This is a genomic window from Streptomyces sp. CNZ287 (assembly GCF_007827615.1).
Genome location: NZ_VISV01000015.1, coordinates 129348 through 145945, shown reverse-complemented (window position 1 = coordinate 145945; position 16598 = coordinate 129348). Strand labels below are relative to the sequence as shown.

Annotated in this window: 14 protein-coding genes; 13 read left to right on the top strand and 1 reads right to left on the bottom strand. The window is 72.8% G+C overall.

Going from position 1 to position 16598, the window contains the following annotated elements:
• Positions 1-3 precede the first annotated feature (3 nt).
• From FB457_RS25020 to FB457_RS25010, 3 genes are read left to right on the top strand one after another with little or no spacing between them, the layout of a single operon-like run.
• Positions 4-927, top strand: a complete 924-nt coding sequence (locus FB457_RS25020) for a glycosyltransferase (RefSeq protein WP_145783370.1) — start codon at positions 4-6, stop codon at positions 925-927.
• Between the two features lie 43 nt (positions 928-970).
• On the top strand, positions 971-1897 hold the full coding sequence (locus tag FB457_RS25015; RefSeq protein ID WP_486589127.1) for an ABC transporter permease: 927 nt from the start codon (positions 971-973) through the stop codon (positions 1895-1897).
• Positions 1884-2696, top strand: coding sequence for an ABC transporter ATP-binding protein (locus FB457_RS25010; protein ID WP_047019338.1), 813 nt, complete (start codon positions 1884-1886; stop codon positions 2694-2696). The genes FB457_RS25015 and FB457_RS25010 overlap by 14 nt, the downstream gene beginning before the upstream one ends.
• Positions 2697-2754: 58 nt before the next feature.
• Here FB457_RS25010 and FB457_RS25005 read toward each other — a convergent pair whose 3' ends face one another.
• On the bottom strand, positions 2755-4971 hold the full coding sequence (locus FB457_RS25005) for an MMPL family transporter (protein ID WP_145783368.1): 2217 nt from the start codon (positions 4969-4971) through the stop codon (positions 2755-2757).
• Between the two features lie 66 nt (positions 4972-5037).
• On the opposite strand from FB457_RS25005, the gene FB457_RS25000 reads away from it, so the two are divergent.
• The 10 genes from FB457_RS25000 (at position 5038) to FB457_RS24955 (ending at position 16590) form a co-directional block, all read left to right on the top strand.
• Positions 5038-5715, top strand: a complete 678-nt coding sequence (locus FB457_RS25000) for a TetR/AcrR family transcriptional regulator (protein ID WP_253911535.1) — start codon at positions 5038-5040, stop codon at positions 5713-5715.
• Between the two features lie 321 nt (positions 5716-6036).
• On the top strand, positions 6037-6933 hold the full coding sequence (gene hpnC, locus FB457_RS24995; RefSeq protein ID WP_145783366.1) for a squalene synthase HpnC: 897 nt from the start codon (positions 6037-6039) through the stop codon (positions 6931-6933).
• 7 nt (positions 6934-6940) lie between these two features.
• A complete protein-coding gene (gene hpnD / locus FB457_RS24990; protein ID WP_145783364.1) occupies positions 6941-7876 on the top strand; it encodes a presqualene diphosphate synthase HpnD in 936 nt (311 codons plus the stop codon).
• Between the two features lie 226 nt (positions 7877-8102).
• Positions 8103-9548, top strand: a complete 1446-nt coding sequence (gene hpnE / locus FB457_RS24985) for a hydroxysqualene dehydroxylase HpnE (protein ID WP_047019342.1) — start codon at positions 8103-8105, stop codon at positions 9546-9548.
• A gap of 23 nt (positions 9549-9571) precedes the next feature.
• Positions 9572-10666, top strand: coding sequence for a polyprenyl synthetase family protein (locus FB457_RS24980; protein ID WP_047019343.1), 1095 nt, complete (start codon positions 9572-9574; stop codon positions 10664-10666).
• 49 nt (positions 10667-10715) lie between these two features.
• The gene (shc, locus tag FB457_RS24975) at positions 10716-12749 is read left to right on the top strand and encodes a squalene--hopene cyclase (protein WP_047019344.1); all 2034 of its coding nucleotides are present in this window, start codon (positions 10716-10718) and stop codon (positions 12747-12749) included.
• Positions 12749-13411: a phosphorylase family protein gene (locus tag FB457_RS24970; RefSeq protein WP_047019345.1), complete on the top strand. Its 663-nt coding sequence runs from the start codon at positions 12749-12751 to the stop codon at positions 13409-13411. The genes shc and FB457_RS24970 overlap by 1 nt, the downstream gene beginning before the upstream one ends.
• Positions 13411-14445: an adenosyl-hopene transferase HpnH gene (gene hpnH, locus FB457_RS24965; protein WP_047019346.1), complete on the top strand. Its 1035-nt coding sequence runs from the start codon at positions 13411-13413 to the stop codon at positions 14443-14445. Before FB457_RS24970 ends, hpnH begins: the two co-directional genes overlap by 1 nt.
• Before the next feature lies 1 nt (position 14446).
• Positions 14447-15214, top strand: coding sequence for a transketolase C-terminal domain-containing protein (locus FB457_RS24960; protein WP_145783362.1), 768 nt, complete (start codon positions 14447-14449; stop codon positions 15212-15214).
• Positions 15211-16590, top strand: a complete 1380-nt coding sequence (locus FB457_RS24955; protein WP_145783360.1) for a class-III pyridoxal-phosphate-dependent aminotransferase — start codon at positions 15211-15213, stop codon at positions 16588-16590. Before FB457_RS24960 ends, FB457_RS24955 begins: the two co-directional genes overlap by 4 nt.
• The last annotated feature ends 8 nt before the right edge of the window (positions 16591-16598 follow it).

Below are 16598 nucleotides of genomic sequence, written 5' to 3'. Positions count from 1 at the left end.
CGAATGACATATGAACACCAGTCCCGGCAGCCGGAGGCCAAGCGTCCGGAGGACGTCAGGGTCGGCGCCGTCGTGATCACGATGGGCCAGCGCCCCGAGGAGCTGCGGGCGCTGCTGGAGTCGGTCGCCAAGCAGGACGGCGCGCCGGTCGAGGTGGTCGTCGTCGCCCAGGGCGTGACCGTGCCGAACATCCCGCAGGGCGTCCGGGTCGTGGAACTGCCCGAGAACCTGGGGATCCCCGGCGGGCGCAACGTCGGCATCGAAGCGTTCGGCGAGAGCGGCCGCGATGTCGACGTATTGCTCTTTCTCGACGACGACGGTCTTCTGCCACAACAGGACACGGCCCGGCTGGTGCGCGAGGCGTTCGCCGCCGACCCGCGCCTGGGCATCGTCAGCTTCCGCATCGCCGATCCCGAGACCGGGGTCACGCAGCGCCGGCACGTGCCCCGGTTGCGCGCCTCCGACCCGATGCGCTCCTCGCGCGTCACCACCTTCCTCGGCGGCGCCAACGCGGTGCGCACGGAGGTGTTCCAGGAGGTCGGCGGGCTGCCGGACGACTTCTTCTACGCCCATGAGGAGACCGACCTCGCCTGGCGGGCGCTGGACGCGGGCTGGCACATCGACTACCGCGCCGACATGGTGCTGCACCACCCGACGATGCCGCCCAGCAGGCATGCCACGTACCACCACAACGTGGCCCGCAACCGGGTCTGGCTGGCCCGCCGGAACCTGCCCGCGCCGCTCGTCCCGGTCTATCTCGGTGTCTGGTTCCTGCTCACAGTGGCACGCAGCCCCTCCCCGGCTGTGCTGAAATCATGGCTCGTAGGCTTCCGAGAGGGCTGGCGCGCGCCGTGCGGGCCGCGCAAACCCATGAAGTGGCGTACGGTGTGGCGGCTGACCCGGCTGGGACGACCGCCCGTGATCTGACAAGCTCGTACCGTTGAGTGTCTGAGGACGAAAGTTACCGACTGTGAGCGAAACGGCAGTGGGCGCTCCGCCCAAGCGCCATCCCGATGACGGGCTGACCCCGGCCGAGCTGGCCGCCAAGTACGGCCTCACGGTGAGCGGCGCGCGACCCGGACTGCCCGAGTACGTGCGGCAGCTCTGGGCGCGCCGCCACTTCATCCTGACCTTCTCGCGCGCCAAGCTCACCGCGCAGTACAGCAAGGCGAAGCTGGGCCAGGTCTGGCAGGTGCTGACCCCGCTGCTGAACGCGACTGTCTTCTTCTTCATCTTCGGCGTGCTGCTCGGCGGCCGCGCCGGGATGAGCAACGACGTCTACATCCCGTTCCTGGTCACGGGGGTGTTCGTCTGGACGTTCACCCAGCAGTCCGTGATGTCGGGAGTCCGGTCGATCTCGGGGAACCTGGGCCTGGTGCGGGCGCTGCACTTCCCGCGGGCCGCGCTGCCGATCTCGTTCTCGCTGCAGCAACTGCAGCAGTTGCTCTACTCCATGACGGTGCTGGCCGTCATCCTGGTCGCCTTCGGCTGGTACCCGACGTGGACGTGGCTGCTGATCGTGCCGATCCTGGCGCTCCAGTACGTCTTCAACACCGGCCTGGCGATGGTCGTGGCCCGGCTGGGCAGCGACACGCCGGACCTCGCGCAGCTCATGCCGTTCATCCTGCGCGCCTGGATGTACGGCTCGGGCGTGATGTTCCCCCTGCAGTACATGATGACGGTGCGGGCGGACGCGCCGCAGTGGGCCGCCGACCTCGTCGCGATGAACCCGGCCGCTGTATACATGGACCTCATGCGCTACGCCCTCATGGGGGACTTCCCGAAGGCGTACCTGCCGCCGAACGTCTGGCTGCTGGCGGCGGGCTGGGCCGTGGTGGTCGGCGCGTTCGGATTCGTGTTCTTCTGGAAGGCTGAGGAGCGATATGGCCGTGGCTGAACATCCGACGAGCCGCGCCGAGACCGACACGCCCGCCGACGGGCGGGTGCCGACGGTCATCGCGGACGACGTGCACATCGTGTACCGGGTGCAGGGCGGCGCCCGCGGCAAGGGCAGCGGCGCCGCCGCGCTGAACCGCATCCTGCGCCGGGACAAGGGCGGCAGGGTGCGCGAGGTGCACGCGGTGCGCGGGGTGAGCTTCACGGCGTACCGCGGCCAGGCCATCGGCCTGATCGGCTCCAACGGCTCCGGCAAGTCGACGCTGCTGAAGGCCATCGCCGGCGTGCTGCCCACGCACAGCGGCAAGGTGTACACCAACGGCCAGCCCTCGCTCCTCGGCGTCAACGCGGCCCTGATGAACGACCTCACCGGCGAGCGGAACGTGATGCTCGGCGGGCTGGCGATGGGCATGACCCGCGAGCAGATCCGCGAGCGGTACCAGAGCATCGTCGACTTCTCCGGCATAAACGAGAAGGGCGACTTCATCACCCTGCCCATGCGGACGTACTCCTCCGGCATGGCGGCGCGGCTGCGGTTCTCCATCGCCGCGGCCAAGGACCACGAGGTGCTGATGATCGACGAGGCGCTGGCCACCGGCGACTTGAGGTTCCGCAAGCGCTCCGAGGCCCGGCTGCGCGAGCTGCGCAAGGAGGCCGGCACGGTGTTCCTGGTGAGCCACACCAACAAGTCCATCCGCGACACCTGCGACCGGGTGCTGTGGCTGGAGAAGGGCGAGTTGGTGATGGACGGGCCGACGGACGACGTGCTGAAGGAGTACCAGGAGTTCTCCAGGCGGTAGCCGCGCGTACGCGCAGAAGGGCCCCGCCGGCGGGGCCCTTGCCGTGCGTCCTCGGCGCTCACACCCCGGCCGGGGCGCGCTCCGACTCCCCCTCGGGCGCGGCGGGCCCTGGCCCGGCCTCGCTGAGGCCCACCCGGCCGTGCACCCGGCGCAGCCAGCGCGGCGCGTACCAGGCGTGCCTGCCCAGCAGCCGCATGGCGGCCGGCACCAGCACGCCGCGGACCGCGATCGCGTCGATGAGGATGGCGAGCCCGCTGCCCAGGCCGAACATCTGGATGAAGCTGACCTGGCCGGTGCCGAAGGCGAAGAAGCTGACGGCCAGCAGTCCGGCGGCCATGGTCACGATCCGGCCGGTGCGGGCGAGCCCGCTCGTCACCGCCGTAGCCGGGTCCGCGCCCGCGTCGTGCAGCTCCTTGATCCGGCTGGTGAGGAAGACCTCGTAGTCCATGGACAGACCGAAGGCGATGCAGAACATCAGGACGGTCATCGCCGTGTCCATCGGCTGCGGCGTGAAGCCGAGCAGCCCGCTGAGATGGCCGTCCTGGAAGATCCACACCATCACGCCCATGGCCGCGCCCAGGCTGACGGCGTTGAGGACGACCGCCCGCAGCGGCTGGACGACGCTGCCGGTGAAGAGGAAGAGCAGCACGAACGTCGTGATCAGGACCATCCCCACGGCCAGCGGAAGCCGGCTGCCGATGCTGTCCTTGGCGTCGACCAGCTCCGCGTCGGTGCCGCCGACCAGGGTCTCCACCCCGCCGGGTGCGGGCACCGCGCGGACGTCCTCGACCAGGCGCTGCGCCGCGCCCGACTTGGGCGCGGGCTCCACGGAGACGGTCAGCCGCTGCGCGTCGGGGCGGCCGAGCGCTTCCGCGGCCGGGCCCGCCGGTCCTGCCGCGCCGCCGGCGTACGTGCCGTTGCTCGCGGTGACCCGGGCGACGCCGTCCAGCCGGGACAACTCGGTGGCGTACGCGGTGAGGTCGGGCCCGGCGACGGCGCCGGTGGTCACCACGTCGATGGCGGTGCTGTCGTCGACGGCGAAGTCCTCGCGCAGCTCGGTGGCCACCTGCCGGCTCTGCGCGCTCTCCGGCAGCACCCGCTCGTCCGGGGTGCCGTAGCTGACGCCCAGCAGCGGGGAGGCGGCCAGCAGCAGCACGCCGAGGACCGGCAGCGCGGTGAGCGCGGGGCGGCGCATGACGGCGCCGGCGATCCGCCCCCACAGCGGCGCGTCGGGGCGCCGCATGGCCCGCGCGCCCGGGATCCGGCCGCGGTTGACGCGGTGGCCGAGGACGGCGAGCAGCGCGGGGATGATCACCAGCGCACTGATCGCGGAGATGGCCACGACGCCGATGCCCGCGTAGGCGAAGGACCGCAGGAAGTACTGCGGGAAGACCAGCAGCGCGGCGAGCGCGGCGACGATCGTCGCGGAGGAGAACGCGATCGTACGGCCCGCGGTCGCCACCGTACGCCGGACGGCCGCGGGTACCTCGTCGCCCGCGGCCAGCTGCTCGCGGAACCGGCTGACCAGCAGCAGTCCGTAGTCGATGCCGAGGCCGAGCCCCAGGGCGATGGTGAGGTTGACGGAGAACACCGAGACGTCGGTGAGGCTGCCCAGTACCCACAGCTCGGCGAAGGTGCCGAAGATGGCGACCAGCCCGATCGCCAGCGGCAGCAGCGCCGCGATGACGCTGCCGAAGGCGAGGACCAGCAGCACGAGGGTGAGGGGTACGGCGATCGCCTCGGCCAGCGCCAGGTCGGCGGCGACCTGCGTGGACACGTCGTTGCTCACCGCCGCCCCGCCGCCCGCCCTGACGGTGACGCCGTCGCGGGTGCCGGCGTATGCGTCGGTGAGCGTCCTGGCGTGGTCCGCCTCCTTCTCGTCGCCGCCGGCGACATGCGCCAGGACGAGCGCCTGGCTCCCGTCCTGCGACGTCAGGCCCTCGCCGCCGCGGTCCCAGTACGACATGACGCTGGTGACGGTGGACTCCGCCCGGAGTCCCTCGGTCACCTCGAGGCCGCGTTCGCGGGCCGCGTCCCCGCCGAGCCCTCCGGACTCGGCGGAGACGAGCAGGACCAGGTTCGTATCGCCCCCGAATCTGTCGTCGATCACCTCCTGCGCCTTGCTCGACGGCGATCCCGGATCGCTGAAGCCGCCGGCGCTGAGCTTGCCGAAGGCCCCGAAGCCGAGCGCCGCCATGGCGACGACCGCGACGACGGCGAGCGCGAGCACGAGCCGGGTCCTGCGCAGTACGAGCTCCGCAATGGGTGTCAGCACGGTGCTCCCCTTCCTATGTTTATGACGTTAACATTGACCCTTGCAGGTGATGTTAATGCTGTCAACATGAGGCATGATGCAATGATGAGCGAGGTCAGGAGCGGGAAGGCCGGTTACCACCACGGCGACCTGCGGAACGCGCTGGTCGACGCGGCTTCCGAGCTGGCCCGCGGCGGCGGGCCCGAGGCCGTCGTGCTGCGCGAGGCGGCCCGGCGCGTCGGCGTGTCGCCGACGGCCGCGTACCGCCACTTCGCCAACCAGGCCGATCTGCTGCAGGCGGTCAAGGACGAGGGGCAGCGGCGGCTGGCGGACTCCATGGAGAAGGTGATCGCCGAGACCGAGGGTCCCCCGGGCGGGGATCCCGCCGAGGCCGCCAAGGGCCGGCTCATGGCGCTCGGCCTCGGCTACGTGCGCTTCGCCGTCACCGAGCCCGGCATGTACCGCGTGGCCTTCTGCCGGGTCGAGCAGGACCGGCAGCCGTGGAACCACGGCGAGGGCGTCGGGGACCTCCACCCGGGAGACGTCCGCTCCTTCCGGCTGCTCATCGGCGCCATGGACGCCCTCGACGCCGCCGGCGTGATGCGACCGGGCGTACGGACCGGTGCCGAGTTCGCCGCCTGGTCCTCCGTGCACGGGCTGGCGATGCTCCTCCTCGACGGGCCGCTGAGCGGCCTGCCGCCCCCGCAGCGGGACGCGATCGTCACCCGCACGCTCACCATGATCTTGGACGGTCTCACCGTGTGACCCGGCAAACGCCTTGCGCACGACGGCGTTTCGCGCTTCTTCCGGCCTGCACGGATTGAGGTGACCACCGCATGCCGCGTCTTCGTCCTGTACGGCGTACGCTGGACCGGTGCTGTTTGGCGGCATGTGGGCGATAAGGGAGCTTGGGGGTCGCCCGGACCTGCTCGGGGTCACGACGCCGGCGGCGGCGTGTCCGGAATGGGCACATCTGGGTCCGCGGTGTAGAACGGGAGGCGTGACGGCTATGGCGAAGACGAAACCCCAGCTCCAAGGTGCGCCCGCCGTCTGCTCCCCGGGGGCGGCAGCCCAGGGCAGTCGCCGGTGACCCCGGCGGACGACGCTCCGTCGCGTGCCGTACTCGGCCAGGCCGCCGACGAGAACTTCCCCGTGGCCCCGTTCTTCCTGCCCCGCGCCTGGCGCGCGGACCTCATGGCGCTCTACGGCTACGCCCGGCTCGTCGACGACATCGGGGACGGCGACCTCGCCCCCGGCGGCGCCGACGCCGCCGCCCTCGGCCTCGGCCCGGACGAGGCCGACGACACGCTCGCGCTCCTCGACGCGCTGGAGGCCGACCTGGAGCGGGTCTTCACCCCCGGGGCCACGCCCGGCCACCCCCTGATGCGCCGGCTGCGGCCCACGGTCCGCCGCCACCGGCTGTCCCCGCAGCCGTTCCACGGCCTGCTCCAGGCCAACCGGCAGGACCAGAAGGTCCGGCGCTACGAGACGTACGCCGAGCTGGAGGGCTACTGCGAGCTGTCCGCCAACCCGGTCGGCCGGCTCGTCCTCGCCGTGACCGGTACCGAGAGTCCCGAGCGCATCCGGCGCTCGGACGCGATCTGCACCGCTCTGCAGATCGTCGAGCACATCCAGGACGTGGCAGAGGACCTCGGCCGGGACCGCATCTACCTTCCGGCGGAGGACATGCGCCGCTTCGGCGTCACCGAGGCGGACCTCGCCAGGACCAGCGCCGGCGAGCCGGTGCGCGCCCTGATCCGGTACGAAGCCGACCGCGCCGCGCGGCTCCTCGACGAGGGCGCGCCCCTCGTCGCCAGCGTGCGCGGCCGGCTGCGGCTGCTGCTCGGCGGCTTCGTGGCCGGCGGGCGCGCGGCCCTCGCCGCCGTCGCCGCCGCCGGTCACGACGTGCTCCCCGGACCCCCGAAGCCCACCCGGCGCAGGCTGCTGCGCGAGGTGGGGTCGACCCTGCGACGAGAGGGGTGACCGCACCGTGACGACACCGTCGCGCGCGGCCTACGCATCCGCACAGGTGCTCACCGCGTACCGGTACTGCGAGGCCGTCACCGGCCGGCAGGCCCGGAACTTCGCGTACGGCATCAGGCTCCTGCCGTACGACAAACGGCTGGCGATGTCCGCGCTGTACGCGTTCTCGCGCCGCGTGGACGACATCGGCGACGGCGAGCTGCCACCGGAGGCCAAGCGCGCCCGGCTGGAGGAGACCCGCGGCCAGCTCGACCGCATCCGGGCCGGCCAGGTCGCCGAGGACGACACCGACCCCGTCGCCGTGGCGCTCGCCCACGCCGCACGCCGGTTCCCGATCCCCCTCGGCGGGCTCGACGAGCTGATCGACGGCGTCCTCGCGGACGTACGCGGCCAGGAGTACGAGACCTGGGAGGACCTGAAGGACTACTGCCGCTGCGTGGCCGGCGCCATCGGGCGGCTCTCCCTCGGCGTGTTCGGCACCGTCCCCGGCACCCGGCACTCCGAGCGCGCCCCGGGCCACGCCGACACGCTCGGACTCGCGCTGCAACTGACGAACATCCTGCGGGACCTGCGCGAGGACGCCGCCGAGGGCCGCAGCTACCTGCCGGCGGTCGACCTCGCCAAGTTCGGCTGCTCCGCGGGCTTCCACGGCGACACCGCGCCGGCCGGCTCGGACTTCCCCGGGCTGGTGCAGTTCGAGGTGCGCCGCGCCCGCGCGCTCTTCGCCGACGGCTACCGGCTGCTGCCCATGCTCGACCGGCGCAGCGGCGCCTGCGTCGCCGCGATGGCAGGGATCTACCACCGGCTGCTGGAGCGGATCGCCGCCGCCCCCGAGGCCGTGCTGCGCGGGCGGGTGTCGCTGCCGGGCCGGGAGAAGGCGTACGTCGCGGTCCGCGGACTGGCCGGGGTCGACGCCCGGCAGGCGAGCCGGAGGTCCCGGTGAGCCCCGCGTCCGGCGCCCCCGCGGCCCCGCCGGACGTACGCGGGGAAGGCCCCGTAAACACGGCGCGCGAGACGGATCGGGAGCGCCCGGAGGCGCCCTCGGCGTGCGCCGCGGCGCACGGGGCGCAGGGGGCGCAGGGTGGTGCGCCGCGGCCCGCCAAGGTGTGCGGCGCGGCGTGGCGGGCCAGACATAGTGGGTGTCGATACGGGTGGGGAGGTGGCCGGTGATGGCTGATCCCGGCCCGGACAGACGGCCGCGGGCCGTGGTCGTCGGCGGCGGGCTCGCCGGGATGACCGCCGCGATGGGACTCGCCGACTCCGGTGTCGACGTCACGCTCCTCGAAGGCAGGCCGCGCCTGGGCGGGCTCGCCTTCTCCTTCCGCCGCGGCGAGTTGTCCGTCGACAACGGCCAGCACGTCTACCTGCGTTGCTGCACCGCGTACCGCTGGTTCCTCGACCAGGTCGGCGGCACCGGACTCGCGCCGCTGCAGGAGCGCCTGGACGTGCGCGTGCTGGACGCCGCCACCACGGCCCGCAAAGGCCCCGGCCCGCGCACCGGCACGCTCGGCCGCACCGACCTGCCGGTCCCGCTGCACCTCGCCGCCGGCCTCGCGCGCTACCCCCACCTGTCGCTCGCGGAGCGCGCGAGCGTGGGCCGCGCCGCGCTGGCGATGCGCCGGCTCGACCCCGCGGACCCCGCCCTGGACGGCGTGGACTTCGCCAGCTGGCTGCACAAGCACGGCCAGTCGCCGCGCGCCGTCTCGGCGCTGTGGGACATGGTCGGCGTCGCCACCCTCAACGCCTTCGCCCCGCAGGTCTCCCTGGGGCTGGCCGCGATGGTCTTCAGGACCGGCCTGCTCACCGAGCGCGGCGCCGCCGACATCGGCTGGGCCCGGGTACCGCTCGGCGAGCTGCACGACACGCTGGCCCGCCGCCGGCTGGAGCGCTCCGGCACCCGCATCATGATGCGCACCCGCGCCACCGAGCTGCGCCGCGGCCCCGCCGGCGGCTGGCAGGTCGACGTCGCCACCGGACCCGAACGCGCGGGCGGCACGCCCGCGACGCTCGACGCCGACACGGTGGTCCTCGCCGTACCCCAGCGCGAGGCGCACGGGCTGCTGCCGGCCGGTGCGCTCGACCACAAGGACCGGCTGCTGGAGATCGGCACCGCGCCCATCCTCAACCTCCATGTCGTGTACGACCGGCGGGTGCTGCACTCCCCGTTCGTCGCCGCGATCAACACGCCCGTACAGTGGATCTTCGACCGCACGGACACCTCCGGCCTCGCCGGCACCCCCGGGGGCCGGGGCTGCCAGTACGTGGCGGTCTCCCAGTCCGCCGCGCAGGACGACATCGAGCGGCCCGTCGCCGAGCTGCGCGAGCGTTACCTCCCCGAACTGGCGAAGCTGCTGCCCGACGCCCGCGGCGCCGAGGTACGCGACTTCTTCGTCACCCGCGAGCGCACCGCGACCTTCGCCCCGGCACCGGGCGTCGGCCGGCTGCGTCCGGGTCCCCGGACCCACGCGCCCGGCCTCGCACTCGCGGGCGCGTGGACCGCCACCGGCTGGCCCGCGACCATGGAGAGCGCCGTTCTCAGCGGTCTCGCCGCGGTCCGCGAGACCCTCGGCGGCCTGGGTCGAGAAGTGCCGCGGAACCTGCTGGAAGCAGTCTGAGATCCGTCATCGGAGGAGAGAACGTGCCCCGTCCAGAACCGGACACCGACACCGCGGCCACCCCCGGCGCCGCCGAAGTCCTGGCCCTGCTGGACCATGCCCGGGAGCTGACCAACCCCGTGCTGCGTACCGTCGTCGACCGGCTCGTACCCCCCATGGACACCGTCGCCGCCTACCACTTCGGCTGGATCGACGCGCAGGGCGACCCCGCTGACGGAGACGGCGGCAAGGCCGTACGCCCCCTCCTCTCGCTGCTCGCCGCCGAGGCCGCCGGCGCCTCCCCGGAGACCGGCGTCCCCGGCGCCGTCGCCGTGGAGCTGGTGCACAACTTCTCCCTCCTCCACGACGACCTCATGGACGGCGACGAGCAGCGGCGCCACCGCGACACGGTGTGGAAGGCGTACGGTCCCGCGCAGGCCATCCTCGTCGGCGACGCCCTCTTCGCGCTCGCCTGCGAACTGCTGCTGGAACTCGACACGCCCGAGGCGGCACGCGCCGCCCGCCGGCTGAACACCGCCACCCGCAGGCTCATCGACGGCCAGGCACAGGACATCTCGTACGAGCACCGCGAGAGCGTCAGCGTCGCCGAGTGCCTGGAGATGGAGGGCAACAAGACCGGCGCGCTGCTCGCCTGCGCCTGCTCCATCGGCGCCGTGCTCGCCGGCGCCGGCGACGAGGCGGCCGACGGTCTGGAGCGCTTCGGCCTCCATCTGGGCCTGGCCTTCCAGGCCGTCGACGACGTGCTCGGCATCTGGGGCGAGCCCGCCGTCACCGGCAAGCAGACCTGGAGCGATCTGCGCCAGCGCAAGAAGTCCCTGCCGGTGTGCGCGGCGCTGGCCGCGGGCGGCCCCGCCTCCGCCGAGCTGGCGAAGACGCTCGCCGCCGACGCCCAACGCGCCGACGGCCGGAATACCGATGCAAAAAGTGACTTCGACGAGGAAGAATTCGCTGCCCGGGCCGCGTTGATCGAAGAAGCCGGGGGACGCCGGTGGACTCAGGAGGAGGCACAGAGACAGCACGAGAGCGCTCTCGCCTCGCTCGACGGGGTGAAGATGCCAGAGGACATCCGCGAACGGTTCGTCGCACTCGCCGACTTCGTCGTCGTACGCCGGCACTGACACCGACGCCCGGGCCCCGGGCCCGGACGTCCCTTCGAAAGGGGTGTGCATGAAAGCCACTGCCGATGGCGGCAACGCAAACGACACCGCCCCCGCGGGGGCGGCGGCTTCCTTACTGGCCGCGAGGCAGGCCGTCGAGCGGGCCAGCGCCAACCTGCTCGGCCGGCAGGACGTCGAAGGCTGGTGGAAGGGCGACCTGGAGACCAACGTCACCATGGACGCCGAGGATCTGTTCCTCCGCGAGTTCCTGGGCGTACGGGACGAGCACACCACCCGCGCCGCCGCCCGCTTCATCCGCGGCCGGCAGGGCGCGGAGGGCGCCTGGGCGACGTTCCACGGCGGCCCCGGGGACATCTCCGCGACCGTGGAGGCGTACGTCGCGCTGCGGCTCGCCGGCGACGCGCCCGACGAGGAGCACATGGCGCAGGCCGCCGCCTGGGTGCGCGCGCACGGCGGCATCGCCGCCACCCGCGTCTTCACCCGCATCTGGCTGGCGCTCTTCGGCTGGTGGCGCTGGGAGGACCTGCCCGAGCTGCCGCCCGAGCTGATCTACCTGCCGTCCTGGTTCCCGCTGAACATCTACGACTTCGGCTGCTGGGCCCGGCAGACGATCGTGCCGCTGACCGTCGTCTCCGCCAAGCGCCCGGTGCACCCCGCCCCGTTCGCCCTCGACGAGTTGCACACCGACCCCGCCGTGCCCAACCCGCCCCGGCGGCAGGCGCCGGCGACGAGCTGGGACGGCCTCTTCCAGCGGCTGGACCGGGCGCTGCACGTGTACCGCAAGGTCGCCGTGCGCCCGCTGCGCAAGGCGGCGCTGCGCAGTTGCGCCCGCTGGATCATCGAGCGCCAGGAGAGCGACGGCTGCTGGGGCGGCATCCAGCCGCCCGCCGTCTACTCGGTGATCGCGCTGAACCTGCTCGGCTACGACCTGGACCACCCGGTGCTGAAGGCCGGGCTCGAGTCCCTGGACCGCTTCGCGGTCTGGACCGACGCCGCGGAGAAGCCCGCGGCCGACACCGGCGCCGCGAGTGACACGGGAGACACGCGCGACGACGGCCCGGTCCGGATGATCGAGGCGTGCCAGTCCCCGGTCTGGGACACCTGCCTGGCGACCATCGCGCTCGTCGACGCCGGCGTGCCCGCCGACCACCCCCAGCTCGTCAAGGCCGCCGACTGGATGCTGGCGGAACAGGTGCTGGCCACCGGCGACTGGTCGGTACGCCGCCCGGGACTCACCCCCGGCGGCTGGGCGTTCGAGTTCCACAACGACAACTACCCCGACACCGACGACACCGCGGAGGTCGTCCTGGCCCTGCGCCGCGTCGCCCACCCCGACCAGGCGCGCGTCGACGCCGCCGTGGAGCGCGCCGTGCGCTGGCTTGCGGGCATGCAGTCGAAGAACGGCGCCTGGGGCGCGTTCGACGCGGACAACACCTCGGCGCTCCCCAACAAGCTGCCGTTCTGCGACTTCGGCGAGGTCATCGACCCGCCGTCGGCCGACGTCACGGCGCACGTCGTGGAGATGCTCGCCGGCGAGAAGCTCGGCGACGACCCGCACGCCCGCCGCGGCGTGGCCTGGCTGCTCGCCGAGCAGGAGGCGGCCGGCGGCTGGTTCGGCCGCTGGGGCGTCAACTACGTGTACGGCACGGGCTCCGCGGTGCCCGCGCTGGTCGCCGCCGGGCTGCCCACGTCGCACCCGGCGATCCGGCGGGCCGTCTCGTGGCTGGAGAGCGTGCAGAACGAGGACGGCGGCTGGGGCGAGGATCTGCGCTCGTACCCGGACCCGCAGTGGATCGCCCGCGGCGACTCCACCGCCTCGCAGACCGGGTGGGCACTGCTCGCGCTGCTGGCCGCGGGCGAGCACGACAGCGCGGCGGTGGAGCGCGGCGTCGCCTGGCTGGTCCGCACCCAACTGCCCGACGGGTCCTGGGACGAGCCGCAGTTCACCGGCACCGGCTTCCCGTGGGACTTCTCCATCAACTACCACCTGTACCGGATGGTCTTCCCGCTCACTGCGCTCGGCCGCTATCTGTCCGCGACCGCCGGCCTGACACCGGCCGCCGGTGACGGCCGGGAGGTCTGATGCCCGACGCACCCGCGCCGCTGCTCGCCGTCTGCGCCCTCGGCATCGAGCGCCGGGCGCTGGCGTCGGGCACCGGCCGCCCCGAGGGCGCGGCCGGCGGTGCGGGTCCTGTCCACGTGCTGCGCACCGGCATGGGGCCCGAGCGGGCCGTGCGGGCCGTGGCCCGCCGGCTCGCGGAGGAGCCGTACCGGGAGGCGCCGGTGATCGCCGCCGGCTTCTGCGCCGGGCTGCTGCCCGACATGCGCCCCGGCGACGTCGTCGTCGCCGACGCCGTACGGGACGGCGAGGGCACCGAGACCACCGGCTGCCCGGACAACGGGCCGCTGTTCGACGCCCTCGCGCTCCTCGACGCCCGGGTGCACACCGGGCTGCTGCTCGGCACCGACCACGTCGTACGCGGCGCGGCCGGCCGCGCGGCGCTGCGCGAGCGCGGCGCGGTCGCCGCGGACATGGAGTCGGCCGCCACGCTGCGCACGGCCGCGGCGACCTCCGGGACCCGGCCGGTGGCCGCCGTACGGGTGGTCGTGGACGCGCCCGAGCATGAACTCGTCCGTTTCGGAACGCTGCGCGGTGGCATCACCGCGTACCGCGTGCTCAGCTCAGTTCTTCCTGCATTTTTCGAATGGCACCGTCATGTGACGATCCCCAGGAGGCGAACCTGATGGCCATGCCACTGCGCCAATCGCTCAAGGTTGCCGGTTATCTCTTCTCGCAGCGGACGATCAAGCGACGGGAGAAGTTCCCGCTGATCGTGGAGCTGGAACCACTCTTCGCCTGCAACCTCAAGTGCGAAGGCTGCGGGAAGATCCAGCATCCCGCGGGCGTGCTCAAGCAGCGCATGCCGGTGGCCCAGGCGGTCGGCGCCGTGCTTGAGTCGGGTGCGCCGATGGTCTCGATCGCGGGCGGCGAGCCGCTGATGCACCCGCAGATCGACGAGATCGTGCGGCAGCTCGTGGCCCGCAAGAAGTTCGTCTTCCTCTGCACCAACGCCATGCTGCTGCGCAAGAAGCTCGACAAGTTCGAGCCCTCGCCCTACTTCGCGTTCGCCGTGCACATCGACGGGCTGCGCGAGCGCCACGACGAGTCGGTCGCCAAGGAAGGCGTCTTCGACGAGGCCGTGGCGGCGATGAAGGAGGCCAAGCGGCGCGGGTTCCGGGTGACGACGAACTCCACGTTCTTCAACACCGACACCCCGCAGACCGTCGTCGAGGTCCTCGACTTCCTCAACGACGACCTCCAGGTGGACGAGATGATGATCTCGCCCGCGTACGCCTACGAGAAGGCGCCCGACCAGGAGCACTTCCTCGGCGTCGAGCAGACCCGCGAGCTGTTCAAGAAGGCGTTCGCCGGCGGCAACCGCAAGCGCTGGCGGCTCAACCACAGCCCTTTGTTCCTCGACTTCCTCGAGGGCAAGGTCGACTTCCCGTGCACGGCCTGGGCCATCCCCAACTACTCGCTCTTCGGCTGGCAGCGCCCCTGCTACCTGATGAGCGACGGGTACGTGCCGACGTACCGGGAGCTGGTCGAGGACACCGACTGGGACAAGTACGGCCGCGGCCGGGACGACCGGTGCGCCAACTGCATGGCCCACTGCGGCTACGAGCCCACCTCCATCCTCGCCACCACCTCGTCGCTCAAGGAGTCGCTGCGCGCCGCGCGGGAGACCGTCGGCGGTAACCGCACCCGAGGGAAGTGAGATGCCGCTCCTGGAGAGCATCGGCGGCCCCCGCGACCTGAAGGCGCTGCCGCCGGAGCGGCTGGACGAACCGGCGGGGGAGATCCGCGAGTTCCTCGTCCACGCCGTCGCCCCTACCGGCGGCCGCCTCGGGCCGAACCTCGGCGTCGTCGAGCTGAAGATCCTCCAGGTCGTGCCGGGGCTGCTGATCGCCGCGCCGCGCGACGCGGACCAGTTGCGCGCCCGGTTGCGCGAGGCCGTCGCCGTGGACGACGCGCCCACCGTCGTGCGGTTCCCGCGGGGCACGGTGTCCGAGCCGATACCCGCCCTCGCGCGTGTCGGCGGCATGGACGTGCTGCGCCGCGACGAGCGCGAGGACGTACTCCTCGTCGGCGTCGGCGCCATGGTGTCCGTCTGCCTGGAGGCCGCGGACCTGCTCGCCGCCCGGGGGCTGGGCTGCACGGTCGTGGATCCGCGCTGGGTCAAGCCCGTCGACGGGCACCTGCCGCCGCTGGCCGGCCGGTTCCGCACCGTCGCCGTGGTGGAGGACAACTGCGTCGCCTCGGGCGTGGGCGCCGCCGTCGGGCGGGCGCTGCGCGACGCCGAAACCGACGTACCCTTGCGCACGTTCGGCCTGCCGGAGGAGTTCCTGCCGCACGGCACGCGGGCCGAGGTCCTGGCCGGGGCCGGGCTGACCCCGGCCCGGATCGCCGCCGCCGTCGGCGGGGTGCCCGCCGCCCGGGCGGGGGAACCGGCCCGTACCAGGGAGAGGGAAGAAAGCACCCGATGAGCTTCGACATCGGGGCGCTGCTGGCCGAGCGCGGGGGAGAGCGCTACGACCTGCACGCCCGGTACCTCAACCATCAACTGCCGCGGATGCTGCACACGCTGGGCTTCGACAAGACGTACGTGCGCGGTAAGGGCGCGTACTTCTACGACGAGGAGGGCCGGGACTACCTCGACCTCCTCGCCGGCTTCGGCGTCATGGGCCTCGGCCGTAACCACCCGGTGGTCCGCAAGGCCCTGCACGACGTGCTCGACCTGGACCTCGCCGACCTCACCCGCTTCGACTGCCAGCCGCTGCCCGGGCTGCTGGCGGAGAAGCTGCTGGGCTACGCGCCGCACCTGGACCGGGTGTTCTTCTCCAACAGCGGCACGGAAGCCGTCGAGACCGCGCTGAAGTTCGCCCGCTACGCGACCGGCAAGCCGCGCGTCCTCTACTGCGACCAGGCGTTCCACGGGCTGACCACCGGCTCGCTCTCCGTCAACGGCGTGGAGGCGTTCCGCGACGGCTTCGCGCCGCTGCTGCCGGACACCTCGGTCCCGCTGGGCGACCTGGAGGCGCTGGCGCGGGAGCTGCGCGCCGGGGACGTCGCGGCGCTCGTGGTCGAGCCGATCCAGGGCAAGGGCGTGCACGCGCCGCCGCCCGGGTATCTGAGCGCGGCGCGGGAGTTGCTGCACAAGCACGGCGGGCTGCTCGTCGCGGACGAGGTGCAGACGGGCATGGGGCGTACCGGGATGTTCTTCGCGTACGACCACGAGGAGGGCGTCGAGCCGGACCTCGTCTGCGTGGCGAAGGCGCTGTCCGGCGGGTACGTGCCCGTGGGCGCCACCCTGGGCCGGGAGTGGATCTTCAAGAAGGTCTACTCGTCCATGGACCGCGTGCTGGTGCACTCGGCGAGCTTCGGCACCAACGCGCCCGCGATGGCCGCGGGGCTCGCCACCCTGCACGTGCTGGAGGACGAGCGGCTCGTCGAGAACGCCCGGCACACCGGCGACCTGCTGCGCACGAAGCTCGCCGGGCTGATCGACCGGTACGAGCTGCTGCACGACGTGCGCGGGCGCGGGCTGATGGTCGGCATCGAGTTCGGCAAGCCGGCGTCGCTGAAGCTGCGCGGGCGCTGGACGCTCCTCCAGGCCGCCCGCAAGGGGCTGTTCGCGCAGTTGATCGTCGTGCCGCTGCTGCAGCGCCACCGCATCCTCACCCAGGTCTCCGGCGACCGGCAGGAGGTCATCAAGCTGCTGCCGCCGCTGGTGATCGGCGAGGCGGAGGTGCAGCGGTTCCTGGACGCGTTCACGTCGGTGATGGACGAGGCGCACGCGGGCGGCGGGCTGATCTGGGAGTTCGGCCGCACCCTGGCCAAGCAGGCGGTCTCCGGCCGCTAAGCGCCTGA

Excerpts from the sequence above, each read along its gene's own strand:
- FB457_RS25020 (WP_145783370.1), top strand. The coding sequence starts at position 4 with ATGACATATGAACACCAGTCCCGGCAGCCGGAGGCCAAGCGTCCGGAG.
- FB457_RS25010 (WP_047019338.1), top strand. The coding sequence starts at position 1,884 with ATGGCCGTGGCTGAACATCCGACGAGCCGCGCCGAGACCGACACGCCC.
- FB457_RS25000 (WP_253911535.1), top strand. The coding sequence starts at position 5,038 with ATGAGGCATGATGCAATGATGAGCGAGGTCAGGAGCGGGAAGGCCGGT.
- hpnE (WP_047019342.1), top strand. The coding sequence starts at position 8,103 with ATGGCTGATCCCGGCCCGGACAGACGGCCGCGGGCCGTGGTCGTCGGC.
- shc (WP_047019344.1), top strand. The coding sequence starts at position 10,716 with ATGAAAGCCACTGCCGATGGCGGCAACGCAAACGACACCGCCCCCGCG.
- FB457_RS24970 (WP_047019345.1), top strand. The coding sequence starts at position 12,749 with ATGCCCGACGCACCCGCGCCGCTGCTCGCCGTCTGCGCCCTCGGCATC.
- hpnH (WP_047019346.1), top strand. The coding sequence starts at position 13,411 with ATGGCCATGCCACTGCGCCAATCGCTCAAGGTTGCCGGTTATCTCTTC.
- FB457_RS24960 (WP_145783362.1), top strand. The coding sequence starts at position 14,447 with ATGCCGCTCCTGGAGAGCATCGGCGGCCCCCGCGACCTGAAGGCGCTG.
- FB457_RS24955 (WP_145783360.1), top strand. The coding sequence starts at position 15,211 with ATGAGCTTCGACATCGGGGCGCTGCTGGCCGAGCGCGGGGGAGAGCGC.